The organism is Clostridium sp. CAG:221 (assembly GCA_000435835.1).
Classification (GTDB): Bacteria; Bacillota; Clostridia; order Clostridiales; family Clostridiaceae; genus Clostridium.
On the sequence record FR883414.1, the window covers coordinates 19,954 to 39,597 of the forward strand.

Sequence of the window (19,644 nt, forward strand, 5' to 3'; positions counted from 1 at the left end):
GTATAATAATAAACTGATTATTAAATACAGAGGAGAAAAAGAGATGTATATTGGTAGAAGTCAGCAAGAGGAAGAAAAGTATTTAAATACAACCATTAATGCTATTAATGAACTTATAGATGAATATGGTGGATTAAGTACTGAACAGGATAAAGAAATAAGAAAACAAAGAAAGTTTTTATGGGACAATAGAAGTGAATTTGATGAATTTGAGGTTTTAGAAAATTGCAGTCAAATTGCTTTAGAAGAAAAGACTTATGCTAATAAAATAAATAAATTAAGAACTTTAGAAAGGCAATTGAAATCTCCTTACTTTGCCAGATTGGATTTTAAAGAAGAAGGTGAAGAAGGAGAAAGTTTCTATATAGGACTTGCTAGTGTTGAGGACAAGGATAATTTTGATTTTTATGTTTTTGATTGGCGTTCACCTGTGGCAAATATGTTTTATGATTTTGAAGTAGGTCCAGCATTTTATAATGCACCTATAGGAAAGATAGAAGGTACCATTGAGTTTAGTAGACAGTTTAATATTAAGAATTCAAAAATTGTATTTACTCATGATTCAGGAGCAGCTTTATGTGATGAATCATTAACAGCAATGTTAGGTAGAAATGCTACTGATAAAATGAAGAATATAGTAGCTACTATACAAAAAGAACAAAATGATATCATTAGAAATGATGATGCTAGAACTTTATTTATTCAAGGTGCAGCAGGTTCAGGAAAAACATCTATAGCTCTTCATAGAGCAGCATACCTTTTATATAAGCATAGAAAGGATCTCCAAGCAGATAACATCTTGATTTTCAGTCCTAATGAAGTGTTTGCTGAATATATAAGTGATGTATTGCCGGAACTTGGAGAAAATAATGTGCTTCAAACTACTTTTGATGCTTATGCAAAAAAATCTCTGCCAACAGATTACCATTTTGAAAATAAGGCGGAGCATTTAGATTATTTATATAGTAATGATAGTCAGTTAGCAAATAGAACTTTAGCAATGGAATATAAAAATAGTATAAAGTTTATGGAGATTATAGAAGACTTCTGCAAGGATCTGCCAGAAAAGTTAGTGAAATGTAAACCTATATTTATTGAAGGAAAGCAGATTATTCCTGTTAAAAACGTTGCTAATACATTTTTAAAGAGGTTTAATGATATACCTTTATTAAACAGAATTAATGTAGTTAAACAAAGCATTTTTTCACAGGTTGAAAATAGATTTTTAAATAGCGATTCAGGAGATTATGATTTTGAATATGTAGAAGATAAAGAAAACTTCTATGAACATTGTAGGGCAGAAATTAATGCTCAAATAGATAATATGGTGTTAACATTCAATACTGTAGAAATATATAAATTATTATGGAGTGATATTGAAAAATATTGCAATGATGATTTAGGCGAGGTAAAAGAAATTACTTTAGCATATTTAAATAACAGAGAAGTAAAATATGAAGATATAACACCTATGCTATATATAAGAGCTGCCATGGAAGGGTTTAGAAGTTATAAGAATGTTAAGCATATCTTAATAGATGAAGCACAAGACTATAGTCCATTATTTTATGAATTGATTAGAAAATCATTTAAAAATGCAGCAATAACAATTATGGGAGATTTAAATCAAAGAATAGATGAGCATTCAAACGTTAAGAGTAGAAATGCAATAACAGAAATATTCAATGACATAAAAATTGAAGTGTTATCAAAAAGTTATCGTTCAACAGCAAATATAACTAATTTTACAAGAGAGCTACTGGATACACATGAGCCAATAGAAGCAGTAGAAAGAATAGGAGATAATCCTAAAGTTATACTTACAGAAAATAAAATAGCCGATATAGCTAAGACTATTGAAGCTATGCAAGAAAAAGGTTATAAATCTATAGCAGTTATATGTAAGACCAAAGCTATAACCAATGATGTTTATAGTAAGCTTAAAGAGGTTTTAGATGAAATTAATCTTATTGACACTGAGACTTCAGAGTTTAAAGTAGGAGTAAATGCAATTTCTTCTTACTTATCTAAAGGACTTGAGTTTGATGGGGTAATAGTGGCAGATGGTGAAGAATATTTAAATGAAAGCAATAAGAACTTATTCTATACAGTATGTACTAGAGCTTTACATGAATTAAAAATATTTACTAACAAGGATTTGGCAGAAATGCTACCAAAAGATAAGACTTTATATGAAGTTGAAGAATGATAATAGAAAGCTAAAAATAAGTATTTGCTTATTTTTAGCTTTTTTAATATGTTTATACTTTCTTGCATGGTGTATGTAAATACATCCTTTTTAACGTCCTAAATCTAATTAATCTTTATAAAATTGTTGTGCTTCTGGTCTTTCTAAGTATTTCTCATCTTCCTCATAATAGTCTTGTAAATATTGATTTTCTAAAAATTCTTCTTCAGGCACATTTATTTCTTTATGACCTCCATCAGAATGAAAAAAATTATCTAATTTTTCAAATATATTATCAAAAGCATTAGGATACATAGTTGAAGCAATTGCAGATTGTTGTAAAAATAATGATAATAAGGCCATTGTACATAACATTTTAAAATGTTTTTTTAGCATGAATATACCTCCATAAGTATTTTATATATAGTTTTATCAATTAAGAAAAAATTATGAGAATTTATAGAAATAATTATGGAAATACTTAAGATAGTAATAATATTATTGGCATATAAATAATATTATGAAGTATAAAGGTGGTGCTGTGTTATGGTAAAGAAATTAATAACTATTATAACTTATATTACTATAGTTACTTTTATAGGATTTTTAATTGTTTTAAGCATAGATCAATTTAGAGCAGTGAAGGCATCTAAAACAGAGTCCAATGAAAAAGAAACAAATTTACTTATTCAATATAAAGATAGTGTGGAAACAGATGATGAAGCTATAGAAAGTAGAGAAAGTGAGAAGGATTCAAAATCATATTTATTGCCTAATGCAGTAAAAAATCAATATATTAAAGTAAGCCCTTTATAGTTAATCAGTGAATAACGCTACGCTAATTCACTTAGTTAAGTCGCCAATTGAAAATGTAGAATGTAAAATGAAGAATTAAAAATGAATGTGCTTATTTAATTTTTCATTTTTAATTCTTAATTTTTAATTCTTCATTCTTTAAAGTGGAATATTTTAGTTATGTTTTTATAATAGCGTTAATATATAGAAGTAGGAGTATTAATATTAAAGGGTGATTTTATGAGATGGTATGAAGCAAGCTCTCCTGAGGACTTGAAGACTTTAGGAAAATTAAAGACTGTTAAATCAATGATTAATAAGGACATTAGAGAAATAATTGGGAAGCAGAAGATAGATAGTTTTATAAAAATGGGAAGTAACAGCTGGAAAGGTGTTTTTGATAAAATTCAATATTTAAAAAAAATAGGATTAGTAGTTGCAGAAAACAATGGCCAATCTATAGGATGTAATGATAAAAAGTATTTTCTTAATGAAAGTACAAAATATATTTATTATCTCCTTGAGTTAGAAGGAGAAACAAGAATGAGAAAATTAAATATTAATAGGACTCATTATAGAAATAAGGAAGCTGCCAAAAGGTGGTATTATGATATAGTAAGAAAAATTCATCCAGATACTAACAGGGATGCCAGGGCAGTAGAGGCAATGGCTGAACTTACAAGCATTTATAATAAGATGATTGGTAATGGATGATAGTAAAGCTCTTATTTTGGTAAAAAGTTATCTTAAAGATGTTCACTATAAGGAGCCTGAAAGAGCACAAAATTTAAACAATCGTACTGTTAAGGCCATTAAAAACGCTTTTGATAAAGCTATATTAGATAAAAGAGGATGGATATGGATTGAAGAAGAGAGTATTCATTCTCTTTTACGAGTTAAAACAAAAGCAGATGCAAGATATTATTTACAATCTGTTCCGAAAGAATATGAAATAAGTATCAATGGAAAACAATATATTAGAGGGTTTGTATTTATATCATTTATAAATAAATTTATGGAAGAAAAAGGTAATAACAAATATTTACCTATAGTTAACGAATATTATAACTTAATAAATACTAGCAATGATGTTAAGCTAGTAAGATTAGAGTTTGATAATTATTTAAAAGCTCAAAAAAGAAAGCTAAAATCTAAAAGAATAAAAAAATATAATATAAAAGAAGATGAATTAACAGGAAAAAATATAGATATACGAACTTGTGAGTTTTCTCATATAAGAAGTGTATCTATGTACCAAGAATATAGTGATAATATTGAAAATGGATTAATAGTAAATAAAGAAACTCATGATAAAATAACAAGAAAAGAAATAAATGATGAAGATGAATTATATGATTTATGTATAGATAATGGATGGAATCTTCAATGGTATGAGAAATATAAAAAACATCTAAATAAGTGGACAAGCTATTAAAAATATTTTTAAATTAATTCACAAATATTGGATGTTCAGCATATAATATTATTAAAGATAAAGTCTATGATAAGAAGAGTAGCTAGTTGAGTTTAGTTAAAGCGATTTTGGGATGGTGAAAGCCAAATACTGTAGCAGCTAGTGAATGGGCCTTTGAGATGAAATCATGAACAGAATTATGAATTAAGAATTATAAATGATGAATTAAGGAGGAAACTCAAAGAGTTTCTTAAAATTAATATTTTTTAAACTCCAGAAGGAGTTTATTCCTCAACTCATCACTCAGCATTCATAATTCATCATTATCTAAGTAGTGGTTTTCGGTAAGTCTACCGTTAAAAGGACAGGATATCGACGTTTTTATTATGGAAAAAGTCTGTATCTGGTAAAGAGTTATACTTAGGTGGCATAGCGAAGTAATGGTATTTCGTCCTATTAGGGCAAAATACCATTTTTTAATTAAGAATTATGAATTAATGTTGAAACTAAAAGAATTTCTAAGAAACATATTTTTTCTAAACTCTGTGAGTTTATTCCACAATTCATCATTCATCACTCATAATTCATAATTATAAGGTAACTAAGTATATAAATTTGGGTGGCACCACGAGTCATTTCGTCCCATACAGGGATAGAAGTGGCTCTTTTTTTAACGCTTAGGAAAGTATAAAATTTTTCAGTATAGGGAATACTTAAAAAAGTTAAAAAATTAAAAGGTGGTTTTATTTATGATGGAAGAATTTAAGAAAATATTTTTACTTGGAATAGGAGCAGCATCAATAACTTATGAAAAGTCCATGGAAATAATAAATGATATGGTAAAGAAGGGAAAGCTTACATTAGAAGAAGGGAAGCAGATAGGTGATGAATTAAGAAAAACTATGAAGGAAAAGGCTTCTATTATAAATGATAATAATAAAAAATATCTTACAAAGGAAGAAGTACTTAAAATAATTGCAGAATATAATTTCATATCAAGAACTGAATTTGATTTATTAAAAGAAAGGGTAGTTGAACTAGAAGAGGAAATAAAACGCATAAAGTAAATTTATAGGGGAGGTTTTTTATGGTTTACACTTCTGGAGAAAGAGTTAAAGAAATAGTAAGGATTTTTACTAAATATGGATTAAGCTATATTGTAGATAAGAAAAATAAAAAAGATAAAAAATCTCCTGCCAACCTAAGGAAAGCTTTTGAGGAGCTTGGACCTACTTTTATTAAAATAGGTCAGATATTAAGTACTAGAGCTGATTTAATAGGAGAAGAGTATATTAAAGAATTATCTAAATTACAGGATAGAGCAGCAATTGAGGAATTTTCAGAATTTGAAGAAATTTTTAGAGATGAATTTTCAAAGGAATTAATAGATAGTTTTCTTTATATAAATAAGGACCCAATTGCATCTGCATCTATAGCACAAGTATATCTTGGTGTATTAAAAGATGGCCGTGAAGTGGTAATTAAAATTCAAAGACCTAATATTAAGGAAAGAATGTATATAGATTTAGATATACTTATTGGTTTAAGTGAGAAATATGATCATATTTTTAAGGAATCTGTTGTAAATATAAAGGATACATTAATGGAAATAAGAAAATCTACAGTAAATGAGTTAGATTTTATCTTAGAAGCAAATAATATTAAAAGATTTAGAAAACTAAACCAAGGAAGTGATTACATATATGCTCCATATATAGTTGATGAATTAAGTGGTGAAAAAGTATTAACCTTAGAAAATATAAATGGATTTAAAATTAATGATATAAAAGCTATAGATGAATATGGATATGATAGAGATAAGCTTGCAAAGGAATTGGCAATTTCTTATTTTAAACAAGTGATGGAGGATGGATTCTTTCATGCGGATCCACATCCAGGTAATATATTAATAAACAATGGAAAGATATGCTTTATAGATTTTGGAATGATAGGAGAATTATCAAATGAGTTTATTTCTAGATTAAATAATGTAATTATTGGCTTAGTTATTGAAGATATTGATATAGTTGTAGATTTTATTTTATATGTTGGAATACAGACAGGAACTGTAAAGAGAGAACAATTATATGAAGACGTTGAATATTTATATAATAAATATTTTACTATTTCTATTAAGAATATAAAACTATCAATAATATTAGAAGAAGTTATGGATGTTGCAAAGAAAAATAATTTAAGGCTTCCCAGTGAGTTTACTATGCTAATTAGGTGTATGATAATTTTAGAAGGCATAATAGCAGAACTATCACCAGATGTTAACATTATTTCACTAGTTATTTCTTATGTAAAAGATAATAGTAAAAAATATTTATTTAATAATATTAGTAAGGAAGATTTATTTATTAAGGGTTATAAGGTTTCAAAGATACCAGAAAAACTAGTAGAGCTAACTAATACTCTTACTAAAGGTAGGGCAAAAGTAAATTTAAAAATAGATAATAACAAGTATATGGATGAATTTAACAAGATGATTAATAGATTATCTTTTTCTCTTATAATAGCAGGGATGATTGTAGGTTCCTCCATAATAATAAACTCAAATCCTGGACCTAAAATTCATGGTATATCCATAATTGGTGTAGTTGGATATATAGTATCAGCTATTTTAGGTTTATGGCTGTTAATTTCCATAATACGTTCCGGTAGCTTAAAGTAAAAAATATTAATAATATATTTATGTACAAGGCAAAATTAGAGAAATGACCATTATTTAATATTAAGTGAAAATATATACCCTGAAAAATAAATAATATTACAAATTTATTTTTGGGGTATATTACGTTTATGTAATATACTATTATATTTATGCAATATACTATTAAAAGCATAAGAAAATATAAAGTGTAAAAAATAGTATAAAAATATCGAAAAAGATGATATAATTCTAAAGAAAAAATAAATCACAAAAGATGGAGGGGAAAAAATGAAAAAAATATTAGCATTACTTTCAGTTTTTGTACTAAGTATGTCAATGTTTGTTGGATGTGGTTCAAGTAAAGCTACTAATGATGAATTAGTTGTATACTTTGTTCCATCAAGAAATCCAGAAGAAATTCAAAGTGCTACAGCTCCTTTAGCAGAAATGTTAAAGAATGAATTATCATCATTAGGATTTGATTTTGAAAAAGTAAGAGTTGAAGTTGGTACAAGCTTTGAAGCAGTTGGAGAAGCTTTAGCTTCAGGAACAGCTCAAGTTGGATTTATACCTGGTGGAACTTATGTTTTATACGATGATGGAGTAGATGTTGCGTTAACAGCTACAAGATTTGGATTAAGTCATGATTCAGAATATGCTGCTGATTGGAACACAGCTCCAACAGAAAATACAGACGAAAAAGTTACTTACTACAGATCATTAATAATAGCTGGTCCAAGTAAAAAAGGACAAGAATTAGCAGCTAAAGTTAATAATGGTGAAGAGTTAACATTAGAAGATATTCAAAGTGCTACATGGGGAGTTTCATCAAATACAACTTCACCAGCAGGATATATTTATCCAAGCCTTTTATTACAAGATAACTTTGGAATATCAATAACTGACCTTCAAAGTAAAGTAGCTTTAGATAACTATGCTACAGCATTATCTCAATTAGCAAGTGGTCAAATTGATATAATGGTAACATATGCTGATGCTCGTTTAGATTATGCTGACCAATGGACTTCAGAGTTTGGAAGAACAAATTCTATATGGGATGAAACAAATGTTATTGGTGTAACTGAAGGTATATACAATGATACAATATCAGTAACTAAAGATCCTTCAATGACACCAGAATTAAAAGAAGCTATTCAAAAAGCGTTCATTAACATAGGTAATACTGAAGAAGGACAAAAGATCATCTCTATTTACAGCCACAAAGGTTATGAAATAGCTGATGATGCTAACTATGATGGTGAAAGAGATGCACAAGAATTAATTAAGTCTATGCAGTAGTAATTAAAGATATAAAAATGAGTTTATGTTTAACATGGACTCATTTTTTATATAAGGGCAGAATATACAATATATTCATAAAATACATAATATTAGAATGTGAGGGACACTCGTGATTAAATTTGATAAAGTAAATAAGGTTTATCCCAATGGATTACATGCACTAAAAAATGTATCACTTGAAATAAATCAAGGTGAGTTTGTAGCAATAATAGGTTTATCAGGAGCAGGTAAATCTACATTATTAAGAACAATTAACAGAATGCATGACATTAGTGAAGGTTCATTAATTGTAAATGGACAAGAGATAAAAAACTTAAAAGGTAAAGATTTAAGAACATTTAGACGTAAAGTAGGAATGGTATTCCAATCATTTAACTTAGTAACTAGAACTACTGTAATAAACAATGTATTAACTTCAAGAGTTCCAGATATGCCATTATGGAAATCAATTATAGGATTATATTCTAAAGAAGATAAAATCATAGCATTAGAAGCTTTAGATAAAGTAGGTATATTAGATAAGGCGTATGTTAGAGCAGATCAACTTTCAGGTGGGCAACAACAAAGAGTTGCTTTAGCTAGAACATTAGCACAAAAACCAGAAATAATACTTGCAGATGAGCCAGTTGCAGCTCTTGACCCAATAACTGCAACTCAAGTTATGGATGACTTTAAGAAGATTAATAAAGAATTAAATATGTCTGTATTAATTAATATTCACCACGTTGATTTAGCATTAAAATATGCTGATAGAGTTATTGGAATAAAAGCAGGAGAAATAGTATACGACGGAGCAGCTAAAGATGTAACTAATGAAGTATTAAAACAAATATATGGTCGTGAATTAGCTGCTGATGAAGTAATGGGGGCTTAATTATGTTAGATAAAATAAAAAATATTTTTAAGCCAAAAAAGATTATTTTAAGTGATGGTAGAGAAATTCAACCACCAACTCCAATTGCACCTTTTGTGATATTAGGATTAGTTTTAGCAATAATAGTTTCTGCCAATGTAACTGGTTTTAATTTTGAAACAATAATTAGGAGAGGGAATCAATTCTTTGTTATATTAAAAGATATGTTCCATCCTGATTTTAGTTATGCAAAGGCGGTTATTTCTCCGCTTATAGAAACAATAAAGATTTCTATTTTAGGATCTATGATTGGTAGCTTTGTTGCAATTCCTTTTGCAATGTTATGTTCAGTTAATATTAATAAATCTAAAATAATATTAAATTTAGTTAGAGTTGTAATGAGTATTACAAGAACATTACCAACATTAATAATTGCATTAATAGCAACTTATATATTTGGATTAGGTACTTTTGCTGGAACAGTGGCAATATCTATCTTTACTTTTGGTATAGTTACAAAAATGCTATATGAAAAAATTGAAACAGTTGACATGGGACCTTTTGAGGCTATGGAAGCAGTTGGAGCAACAAGAGTAAAAGCTTTTGTTGGAGCAATAATGCCACAAATAATGCCATCATATTTATCAATTTGCCTTTATAGTTTAGAGATTAATGTTAGAGCAGCTGCAATCTTAGGATACGTAGGGGCTGGAGGAATAGGTCTTATATTAAATGAAAAGATTGGTTGGAGAGAATATGATAAGGTTGGAATGATCCTGCTTATGTTATTCATCACAGTTGTAATTATAGAAAATGTAAGTAAATATATAAGAGAAAGGTTGGGGTAATATGGAATTAACAGTTAAAGATCAATTACAAAAAGAACCAAATTTATGGATAAAAAAAGCCCTAACTGTATTATTTGTTTTAGCAATAGTAGCATGGGCATCTATAGGTATTAACTTCAACGGTGTAAAAGAAAGTGGTATAGATATTGCTAAAAATGTAATATCAGGAATAATACATCCTGATATGGAAATGCTATTTGATTTTAAAGCTGGAGTTCCAGCATTATTATTAGAAACTGTTTGTATTGCATTAATTGGGACTTTAATAGGAACAATATTAGCAATACCACTTGCTTTTGTATCAGCAAGTAATTTAATGCCTAAATGGGTAAGTTCTATAGGGTTATTTATTATAGCAGGTCTTAGAACATTCCCAGCCTTTGTTTATGGGTTAATGTTCATACGTGTAACAGGTCCAGGGGCTTTTGCAGGTGTTCTTACAGTTTCAGTAATATCAATTGGTATGATAGCTAAGTTATTTATTGAAGCAATAGAAGATTTAGATACTAAGATATTAGAATCTTTAGATGCTGCAGGATGTAATACTTTTGAAAAAATAAGATATGGTATACTTCCTCAATTATTTACTAATTTCATATCAACTGCAATATATAGATTTGAAATTAATATAAAAGATGCATCAGTATTAGGTTTAGTTGGCGCTGGTGGTATAGGTGCACCATTAATATTTGCAATGAATGCATTTAACTGGGAAAAAGTTGGAGCTATTCTTTGTGGTTTAATAGTTTTAGTATTAGTGGTAGAAATTTTATCAACTAAAATTAGAACTAAGCTTACTAGAGGATAAATAATATTTAATAAAAAACTAAAAGAGTTCATCTTATAGATGAATAATCTTTTAGTTTTTTTTGATTGATTAAAGCGATAGAGGTGCATTTTTACTATTTGAATTAACAGATAAATATTTATAATGAAAATAAAAAATAATTTTATTAATAAAAAACGGGTTTAATAGTATATAATTATATTACTGGGATTTATATCTAATATATTTTTTTATACAAGGGGAGTATTATGGCAGAAAATAATATTAATGAACATATACATATAGGAAAAGATGGACAGATATATACTCATGTTCATGAAGAAAATAAAAGTCATACTCATAAACATACACATAAAAATACTAAAGCTATTGTAAATAGATTATCACGTGCAATAGGACATTTAGAATGCGTAAAAAGAATGGTTCAAGATGAGAGGGAAGCTAACGAGACATTAATTCAATTAGCGGCAGTAATTTCAGCTTTAAATAATACAGGAAAACTTATTTTACAAGAATATATTGAGGATTGCATAGTTATTGCTGTGAAATCAGGAGAAGAAAAAGCTATAGAAGATTTAAATAAAGCCATAATTAAATTTATTAAATAAAACTATTACTGGTTTTTCACCAGTAATAGTTTTATTTGTTTTAAAAAAAGCAAAAAATTACCCTAGGGGGAGGGTTGTTAGATATAATTACCATTGATATACTTTATTAAGAAAAGTTGTAAAGGATTAGCATATTGCTAATAAGAATATTAATTTGAGGATTTATAAAAGAAAGGATAGAAAAGCAGTGATAAAGTATATAGGAAAAAGGTTTCTACAGCTTATACCAATTTTATTTGGAATAACATTTATTACTTTTACAATGATGAATACAACAGCTGTAGATACTGTAGATAAACTATTGGAGAATACAGGGAGTGTAGTTTCACAAGAGGTGGAAGAGAGTATGAGAAATGAACTAGGATTAGATAAGCCATTTTTAGTTCAGTATGGACAGTGGCTATTAGGAATTTTTAAAGGGGATATGGGGAATTCTTACGTTTCAGGTAAGGATGTATTTAGTACTATAATATCAAAATTACCTAATACATTTCTTTTGATGGCATCATCTATATTATTAACTGTAATAATATCTATTCCATTGGGCATTATTGCAGCAGTCTTTCAAAATAAATTTATAGATTATATTATAAGAGTTTTAAGTTTTATAGGAAATTCACTTCCAGGATTTTTCTTAGCGTTATTATTAATTCTATTATTTTCTGTAAAGTTAAAATGGTTACCTATTATAGCTTCTGCAGGTATTACTAATTTAAAAAATTTAATTATGCCAACATTAACTCTTTCTATAGCAATGATATGTAAATATACTAGGCAAGTAAGAGCTGTAGTATTAGAGGAGTTAAATAAAGATTATGTTATTGCAGCTTATGCCAGAGGAATAGGATATAAAACTGTTTTATTTAAAAGTGTATTTAGATGTTCAATAATGACCATTATTACATTATTAACATTATCTATTGCCTCTCTTCTTGGTGGAACAGCCATAGTTGAAACCATTTTTATGTGGGATGGAGTAGGAAAGTTAGCAATTGATTCTATTAATATGTATGACTATCCTATGATTCAAGCATACGTTATTTGGATGGCATTTATATATGTTGCAATAAATCTTATATCTGATATAGTACATCATTATTTAGATCCTCGTATCAGATTAGGAAAGGAATAGAACTGTTAGTATGAATAAAAAGAAGAAAACCAATATGAAACTAATTATTTTTGCTAGTATATGTGCAATTATATGTGTAATAGCCTTAATTTCAGAGTATATAGTTCCATATGATCCATATGCTCAAGATTTAAATAAGGCACTCCAATCTCCATCTTTAGCACATTTTTTTGGAACGGATAGATACGGAAGAGATGTATTTTCAAGGGTGCTAGTTGGAGGAAAAAGTAGTATTTTTTCTACTATTGCATTGATATTAATAATTACTATAGTAGGAACTACAATAGGACTATATTGTGGTATATATGGCGGAATTAGAGATGTCGTATTTATGAGAATAGCTGATATGTTTTTAGCTTTTCCAGGAATGGTATTTGCCATTGCAGTAGCAGCAGTTCTTGGTGGTGGAATGCAAAATGCAGTAATTGCATTAGCTGCAATTAGTTGGCCTAAGTATGCAAGAATAGCAAGAACTCAAGCAATGAGTTTAAAAAATCAGCCATTTGTTGATGCAGCAAGGCTTAATGGATTAAGTAATGGAAAAATAATAATTAAACATATTTTACCTAATAGTATAGGGACAATAATTGTAATGGCAGCAGTAGATATTGGAACAATGATGATGGAATTGGCAGCGCTTTCTTTTTTAGGATTAGGAGCTGTAGCTCCAGCTGCAGAATGGGGAAGTATGATGAATGATGGTAGAAGTATGATTCAAACATCTCCATGGATGATTTTAGCACCTGGAATAGCTATTTTTATTACTATAATGTGCTTTAATTTATTAGGTGATACAATTAGAGATTATTTTGATACTAAATAAATTTACAATATAAATTTGAAATAAAAGGGAGAAGATTAAATGAGAAAAAATAAATTAATAACTTTATTAATGGCAGGTTGTATATTTGCATCTATGTTAACTGGATGTGGAAATAATTCAGAAAAAACTAATATTGATAAAGTAAATGAAAAGGTATTTACTTATGGAACAACAGCCTATGGTCCAGAAATGGGGAATGCAGGATTAAATCCTCATGATAATTATTCAGGGTGGTCAACTGTAAGATATGGTGTTGGAGAAACATTATTTAAATTTAATGAAAGTATGGAATTAGAGCCATGGCTTGCAACTGGATATGAAAAAATTGATGATAATACTATGAAGATAAATTTAAGAGATGATGTTTATTTTAGTAGTGGAAGAAAAATGGATGGAGAGTCAGTTAAGGAATGTTTAGAAAATCTTATTGCTGTTCATGATAGAGCACCTGGTGACTTAGATATATCTAAAATAGAAGCTGATGGTCAAAGTATTACAATAACTTGCAACAAAAAGGTTGTAGACTTATTAAATTATTTAAGTGATCCGTATGGAGCAATAATAGATATGGAATATGGAGTTACTGAGGATAGAAATGTAGCTGGAACAGGACCATTTATAGCAGAGAAAATATCAGATTCAGAAATTGAATTGGTGAAAAATGATAATTATTGGGGTGGTAAAGTAAAAACTGACCGTGTAATAGTTAAGACAATTACAGATGGAGATACCCTTACTATGGCACTTCAAAGTGGTGAAATAGATGCAACACAAGGTTTACCATATGCAAGTTTACAATTGTTTGAAAATAATGATGATTATAAGATAAGCTCAACAAATACATCACGTACGTTTTTTGGAGCTATAAATTATGATAATGAAAATCTTAAAGATATTAATGTTCGTAAGGCAATAGCATCAGCTATAGATAAAGAAGGATTTACAACTGTATTATTAAATGGTAATGGAAGCCCAGCAGTAGGACCATTTCCAGAGAACTTTACATTTGGTGATAAAACTGTAATAGCTCCAGAATACAATCTTGATGAAGCAAAGAAATTATTAGGTGAATCAGGTTGGGAAGATACAAATGGAGATGGATATGTAGATAAAAATGGAGAAAATTTAACTATAAGATGGTTAACATATCCTGGTAGACAAGAATTACCACTTCTTGCTGAATCAGTACAATCAACTTTAAAGGAAATAGGAATTGATGTACAAGTTAATTCAACAGCAAATCATTCAGACTTTTTAAAGAGTGGAGAATGGGATATTTATGCCAGTGCCTTTGTTACAGCACCTACAGGAGATCCAGCATATTTCTTTACAACACATGCTTTAAAAGAATCAGCTAAGAATCGTGGAAAATATTACAGTGAAGAATTAGAAAATTTATATATTGAAATGAGTAATACATTTGATACTGAGGAAAGAGCAAAATTAGCAACAAAAATGCAACAAATTATTTTAGATGATTGTTCATTTATTTTTGCTTCACATTTAAAAATGTCGTTTGTAATGAAATCAAACATTTCTGGATTTGAAGCTCATCCTTCAGATTATTATGAGATTACATCAGAACTTTCAGTAGAATAAATAGGGGGACATATGAGCAAGCCTTTACTTGAGTTAAAAAATATATCTATAAAATATGATGATAAGATTGTAGTTAATGATATTTCTATCACTGTGCAAGAGGGAGAAATCATTGGAATAGTAGGAGAATCAGGAAGTGGAAAAAGTACACTTATAAAATCTATAATAGGTATTCTAGGAGAGGGAGGCCAAATTATAGAAGGAAATATACTATATGAAGGAAAAGATATTACTAATTTAAATAAAAGAGAATTGATGAAAATTAGAGGTAAGGCTATAGGGATGATATTTCAAGATTGTAAATCATCTTTCTGTCCAATTAGAACAATAGGAAATCAATTATATGATTTAATGAAAGCTAATATGAAAATTACTAAAAAGGAAGCACTAGCAAGGGGAGAAGAAATATTAAGAGAACTTAATATTAAAGATCCGAAAAAGTTTCTTAAGAGTTATCCTTTTGAATTATCAGGTGGTATGAATCAAAGGGCAGGAATAATGATGGCTATGGCATGTAATCCTAAAATAATATTAGCTGATGAACCTACTAGTGCATTAGATGTAACAGTTCAATGTAAAGTTATAGGTGAACTTATGAATTTAAGAAAAAAATTTGGAACTACAATAATAATTGTAAGTCATAATATGGGGGTAATTTCCTTAATGACCGACAAAGCATTAGTAATGAAAGATGGAAAATGTGTGGAACAGAATTTAACAGAAAATATATTTAACTATCCTACAATGACGTATACTAAAGAATTAATTAATGCAATGCCAAAATTAAGGAAAAAGGTAGTTTAGTGGAGGTGATTATTATTGCAAGAAATATTGAAGGTTTCATCTATAAAAAAAACATTTTTAAAAGATGGTGAAAGTAATACTGTAATAAATGATGTTAGCTTTACTGTTAAGAAAGGGCAGTGCGTTGGAATTGTTGGAGAAAGTGGTTGTGGGAAAAGCACAACAGTTAGAGTTATCTTAGGATTGCTTAATTTTGATGAAGGGGAAATTATACTAAGTGGAAATAAGTTAAGTCCTCAAAATAAAATTAGACTTAAAGAAATTCAAGGGAAAATCCAGATGGTATTTCAAATGCCTACAGAATCATTTAATCCAAGAATTAAATTAGGAAAATCCATTAAAGAAGCTATGAAAAAAATATTAACTTCAGAAGAAAAAGAAGTTAAATTAAAAAAGCTTTTTGAAGAATGCCAGTTATCATATGATTTAGCAGATAGATATCCTAAGGAGGTAAGTGGAGGTCAATGTCAAAGAGCTGCAATAGCAAGGGCTTTAGCCAGTGATCCACAATTACTTATTTGTGATGAAGCAACTAGTGCATTGGATGTAACAGTTCAATATAAAATTATGAATTTATTAAAAAATATACAAAGAAATAGAAATATGGCAATACTATTTATTTGTCATGATATAGCATTAGTACAACAGTTTTGTGATTATGTATTAGTTATGGATAAGGGAAAAATTATTGAAGAAGGTATTCCAAATGAGGTGATTTTAAATCCAAGTCAAATGTTTACTAAAAAGCTTATTAGTTCAGTTATTTAATTTTAATATAATATTTCAGTAAATATGGAGGGGAAAAATGAATCATTTAATTAATAAAAGATTTTAAGATTGTATGTGAAATATAGATTAATTGTAATAAATAAAAGCTACGTCATTTTGAGAAAAAAGACGTAGCTTAAAATATGATTTTTTATTATATTAAAGTAGTATAGTATCTAGCTGTATCTACAACTACTTTAGGATTGTTTTTAAAGTAATTTATAATTATTTCAGGCATTTCAACTAATATTTCTTTAATAACTTTGCAGTTTTCATAGAATTCATATCCACCAGCACCACTAGATCTATAATTATTCATAACTAGTGTTAAAGTTTCATCGTTTGATAATTCTTCATTTTTATATTTAATTGAAACAACTCTATTACCAACTTCCTTATTTAAATCAAAAGTATAGTTTATATTTGCAAAGTAGTCATAATTATAGTGCTCTACTTTAGGTTTTAAGAAATTTTCAGATATTGATATTTTACCATTATCATTATCAAAGTAACTAGCACATCTTTCTAAAGCTAATTTTAATATTTCTCTATTAACTTCAATAACAGCTAATGTATTTGGATATGGATAAGTTGATAAAATATCTCTTACAGTAACATTTTTATTGAAGCCTTTTATTACATTTGCAAAAGAAGTGCATGATATATCTGCTTTACTAGTTTCAAGTTGAACTTGATTTATAAAGTTAGCTAAATTTGAACCATTTAAAGCCATATCTAAATGTGACGTAGGCTGAAGCTCGCTATCTAAGAAGCCTACAGGTGTATCTAGCCAGTGTTGAACTTTATTTTCAAGAGGCAAGAATTTATCATACATTTCTTTGTTTGGATTAATTGATATATCTTTTAAAGCTGACTTTATATTAATTGAGTTATCATCATTTATAGTAAGGTTTAATTCTAAGAATTTGCTTCCGTTATGAGGAGTTTGAGCTATATGGGTACCATGAATATTCATATTTGCTATAGACATATGTTGATGTCCAGTAAGAAGAATATCAAAATCAAACTCTTTACATATTTTATAAGCAATATTTTCAGTAGTAGTACTTAATTGCTTATGTGATTCTAAGTCGTTTTCAAATCCACCATGATAAATACCTATGATTAAATCACATTGTTTCTTTACAATATCATAATATTTTTTTACTGCATCAAAAGTATCTGTTATAGATATATTTTCTATATTTTCAGGACGTTCCCATCTATTAATAAAGTCAGTAGTAAATCCAAGTAAACCTATTTTTAATCCATTTTCCATAGTTTTAATTTTGTAAGGTACTATTGGTAGTTCCCCAGTTGTATCTGTAACATTAGCACAAAGACATGTGGCGTTTAAGTTATTTAAATATTTTTTTAAGTATTCTCTGCCATAATTAAAATCATGATTACCAAGGGTAATAAAATCATATCCACCAGCATTCATAATAGCAGCAATTGGATGTAAATCAAACTGAGAGCTACTTAAATAATTAGTAAATGGTGATCCTTGTATAGTATCTCCAGCATCAATTATTAATGTGTTACCATCTTTATTAAACTCATTAATAATATTTAGTAATCCAATATTTTTTTCTGATCTTTGAGTATAGTCTGTTGGATAAACATATCCATGAAGATCAGAGGTGAAATAAATCTTTAGTTCTTTCATTGCAAGTATCATTCCTCTTATTTAGTAAATTTTTAAGCACATAAATTATAACACAATGATAAATAATTTGATTAAAATTTAAAATGAAAGGGAATTCTAAGTTGAATTCCCTTTCATTAATTTATTGTGCTTGAATATTGCATTGTCCGCCATTTACACATTGTAAAGTTTCTTTAGCAAAGTCATGTCCAAAAGCAAATGCTTTTTCTAATTCATCTTCGCTTGGCTTAAACATAACTCCAAGTGGTGCAACTGGAATTGTGAATTTAAGTTGATTAAATCTTTGTTCAATATTTTTAAGTGCATCTCCGCTCCATCCATATGAACCAAAGCAGCTTGCATGTAATCCTCTATGAATTACAGGATTTAATGATCCAAGTATAGTCCAAATTGGAGGAAGTGTATCAGCTAATAAAGTAGGTGAACCTATTAATAATCCACTACATTTATTAATTTCAGCAATAACTTCATTTATATCGGCATAAACTAAGTCATACATTAATACATCAACATTTTCCTCTAAAGATTCAATACCTTCTTTAACTTTTTCAGCTAGTTCAGCAGTGTAGCCATAAGCACTTACATATGGAATAACTATGCTAGGAGTTTCTCTTTTAACTGGTTGACTCCATTCTCTATATAATTCCATGTATTTTTCAATGTTAGCACCATCTAAAACCATACCATGACCAGGGCAAATAAATTTAATTGATAAATCTTTTATCTTATCTAATGCCTTTAATACAAAAGGTTTGAAAGGTCCCATTATCATTGAGAAGTAGTAGTTATATGCTTCTATATAGTCATCTTCTTTTTCAGCTTCTAATTGACTTTTTATAACACGTTCATCGCTGTAGTGAGCTCCAAATGAGTCACAAGTTATAAGAGTTTCATCTTCAATTACATATGAATACATTGTATCTGGCCAGTGTAATTGAGGTACGCTTAAGAACTTGATTGTCTTATTTCCAAGTGAAATAGTTTCGCCATCTTTAACAATTTTGTTCTTGAAAGGTTTATTCATTATTTGTCCCATGTATCTTATTGCAAGACTGCTTCCAACAACAGTGGCATTAGGAGCAAACTCTAAAAGTTTTCCAACTGAACCAGCATGATCAGGCTCTGTGTGGTTTACCACTATATATGTTATATCTTCAGGTTTTACAACTGATTTTATCTTTTCTAAATGTTCATCAAAGAATTTTTCTTTTACTGTTTCAAATATGGCAACTCCCTCAGTACCTTTTAATACGTATGAATTGTAAGTTGTACCAAACTTTGTCTCCATTATAATATCAAAAATTCTTAAGTTTGGATCTAAAGCTCCAACCCAAGTTAAATCAGGATTAATACTTATTGTTTTACACATGAATATAAGCACCTCTTCTATTTATCAAA

Annotated in this window: 19 protein-coding genes; 16 read left to right on the top strand and 3 right to left on the bottom strand. The window is 28.4% G+C overall.

Going from position 1 to position 19,644, the window contains the following annotated elements; all coding sequences use genetic code 11:
- Positions 1 to 43 precede the first annotated feature (43 nt).
- A complete protein-coding gene (locus tag Q5O44_RS10755; RefSeq protein WP_022168429.1) occupies positions 44 to 2,209 on the top strand; it encodes a UvrD-helicase domain-containing protein in 2,166 nt (721 codons plus the stop codon).
- A 108-nt stretch (positions 2,210 to 2,317) separates the two neighbouring features.
- Here Q5O44_RS10755 and Q5O44_RS10760 read toward each other — a convergent pair whose 3' ends face one another.
- The gene (locus Q5O44_RS10760; protein ID WP_022168430.1) at positions 2,318 to 2,584 is read right to left on the bottom strand and encodes a hypothetical protein; all 267 of its coding nucleotides are present in this window, start codon (positions 2,582 to 2,584) and stop codon (positions 2,318 to 2,320) included.
- Between the two features lie 150 nt (positions 2,585 to 2,734).
- On the opposite strand from Q5O44_RS10760, the gene Q5O44_RS10765 reads away from it, so the two are divergent.
- From Q5O44_RS10765 to Q5O44_RS10835, 15 genes are all read left to right on the top strand, one after another.
- Entirely contained in the window at positions 2,735 to 3,004 is a 270-nt protein-coding gene (locus tag Q5O44_RS10765) for a hypothetical protein (protein WP_022168431.1), read from the top strand.
- Between the two features lie 219 nt (positions 3,005 to 3,223).
- The gene (locus tag Q5O44_RS10770; protein WP_022168432.1) at positions 3,224 to 3,697 is read left to right on the top strand and encodes a hypothetical protein; all 474 of its coding nucleotides are present in this window, start codon (positions 3,224 to 3,226) and stop codon (positions 3,695 to 3,697) included.
- Complete coding sequence (locus tag Q5O44_RS10775) at positions 3,690 to 4,418, top strand: hypothetical protein (protein WP_022168433.1); 729 nt, start codon at positions 3,690 to 3,692, stop codon at positions 4,416 to 4,418. The genes Q5O44_RS10770 and Q5O44_RS10775 overlap by 8 nt, the downstream gene beginning before the upstream one ends.
- A 728-nt stretch (positions 4,419 to 5,146) precedes the next feature.
- Complete coding sequence (locus Q5O44_RS10780) at positions 5,147 to 5,464, top strand: phasin family protein (protein ID WP_022168434.1); 318 nt, start codon at positions 5,147 to 5,149, stop codon at positions 5,462 to 5,464.
- A gap of 20 nt (positions 5,465 to 5,484) precedes the next feature.
- A complete protein-coding gene (locus Q5O44_RS10785) occupies positions 5,485 to 7,074 on the top strand; it encodes an AarF/ABC1/UbiB kinase family protein (protein ID WP_022168435.1) in 1,590 nt (529 codons plus the stop codon).
- A gap of 267 nt (positions 7,075 to 7,341) precedes the next feature.
- Positions 7,342 to 8,352, top strand: a complete 1,011-nt coding sequence (locus Q5O44_RS10790) for a phosphate/phosphite/phosphonate ABC transporter substrate-binding protein (protein ID WP_022168436.1) — start codon at positions 7,342 to 7,344, stop codon at positions 8,350 to 8,352.
- Positions 8,353 to 8,464: 112 nt separating this feature from the next.
- The gene (gene phnC, locus Q5O44_RS10795; RefSeq protein WP_022168437.1) at positions 8,465 to 9,229 is read left to right on the top strand and encodes a phosphonate ABC transporter ATP-binding protein; all 765 of its coding nucleotides are present in this window, start codon (positions 8,465 to 8,467) and stop codon (positions 9,227 to 9,229) included.
- A gap of 2 nt (positions 9,230 to 9,231) precedes the next feature.
- Positions 9,232 to 10,056 carry a phosphonate ABC transporter, permease protein PhnE gene (gene phnE / locus Q5O44_RS10800; protein WP_022168438.1) on the top strand — a complete coding sequence of 275 codons (825 nt, stop codon included), beginning with the start codon at positions 9,232 to 9,234 and terminating at the stop codon, positions 10,054 to 10,056.
- Between the two features lies 1 nt (position 10,057).
- Positions 10,058 to 10,864, top strand: a complete 807-nt coding sequence (gene phnE / locus Q5O44_RS10805) for a phosphonate ABC transporter, permease protein PhnE (protein WP_022168439.1) — start codon at positions 10,058 to 10,060, stop codon at positions 10,862 to 10,864.
- 227 nt (positions 10,865 to 11,091) lie between these two features.
- Positions 11,092 to 11,451, top strand: coding sequence for a metal-sensing transcriptional repressor (locus Q5O44_RS10810; protein WP_022168440.1), 360 nt, complete (start codon positions 11,092 to 11,094; stop codon positions 11,449 to 11,451).
- Positions 11,452 to 11,638: 187 nt separating this feature from the next.
- A complete protein-coding gene (locus tag Q5O44_RS10815) occupies positions 11,639 to 12,583 on the top strand; it encodes an ABC transporter permease (RefSeq protein WP_022168441.1) in 945 nt (314 codons plus the stop codon).
- Between the two features lie 34 nt (positions 12,584 to 12,617).
- Positions 12,618 to 13,406, top strand: a complete 789-nt coding sequence (gene nikC / locus Q5O44_RS10820) for a nickel transporter permease (RefSeq protein WP_368074948.1) — start codon at positions 12,618 to 12,620, stop codon at positions 13,404 to 13,406.
- Between the two features lie 39 nt (positions 13,407 to 13,445).
- Positions 13,446 to 15,005, top strand: a complete 1,560-nt coding sequence (locus Q5O44_RS10825) for an ABC transporter substrate-binding protein (RefSeq protein WP_022168443.1) — start codon at positions 13,446 to 13,448, stop codon at positions 15,003 to 15,005.
- A gap of 12 nt (positions 15,006 to 15,017) precedes the next feature.
- Positions 15,018 to 15,809, top strand: a complete 792-nt coding sequence (locus tag Q5O44_RS10830) for an ABC transporter ATP-binding protein (protein WP_022168444.1) — start codon at positions 15,018 to 15,020, stop codon at positions 15,807 to 15,809.
- Positions 15,810 to 15,824: 15 nt separating this feature from the next.
- Positions 15,825 to 16,577: an ABC transporter ATP-binding protein gene (locus Q5O44_RS10835; protein ID WP_022168445.1), complete on the top strand. Its 753-nt coding sequence runs from the start codon at positions 15,825 to 15,827 to the stop codon at positions 16,575 to 16,577.
- Between the two features lie 154 nt (positions 16,578 to 16,731).
- Here Q5O44_RS10835 and Q5O44_RS10840 read toward each other — a convergent pair whose 3' ends face one another.
- Positions 16,732 to 18,258 carry a bifunctional UDP-sugar hydrolase/5'-nucleotidase gene (locus Q5O44_RS10840; RefSeq protein ID WP_302637853.1) on the bottom strand — a complete coding sequence of 509 codons (1,527 nt, stop codon included), beginning with the start codon at positions 18,256 to 18,258 and terminating at the stop codon, positions 16,732 to 16,734.
- Between the two features lie 109 nt (positions 18,259 to 18,367).
- Entirely contained in the window at positions 18,368 to 19,615 is a 1,248-nt protein-coding gene (locus Q5O44_RS10845) for an FprA family A-type flavoprotein (RefSeq protein WP_022168447.1), read from the bottom strand.
- Positions 19,616 to 19,644 lie beyond the last annotated feature (29 nt).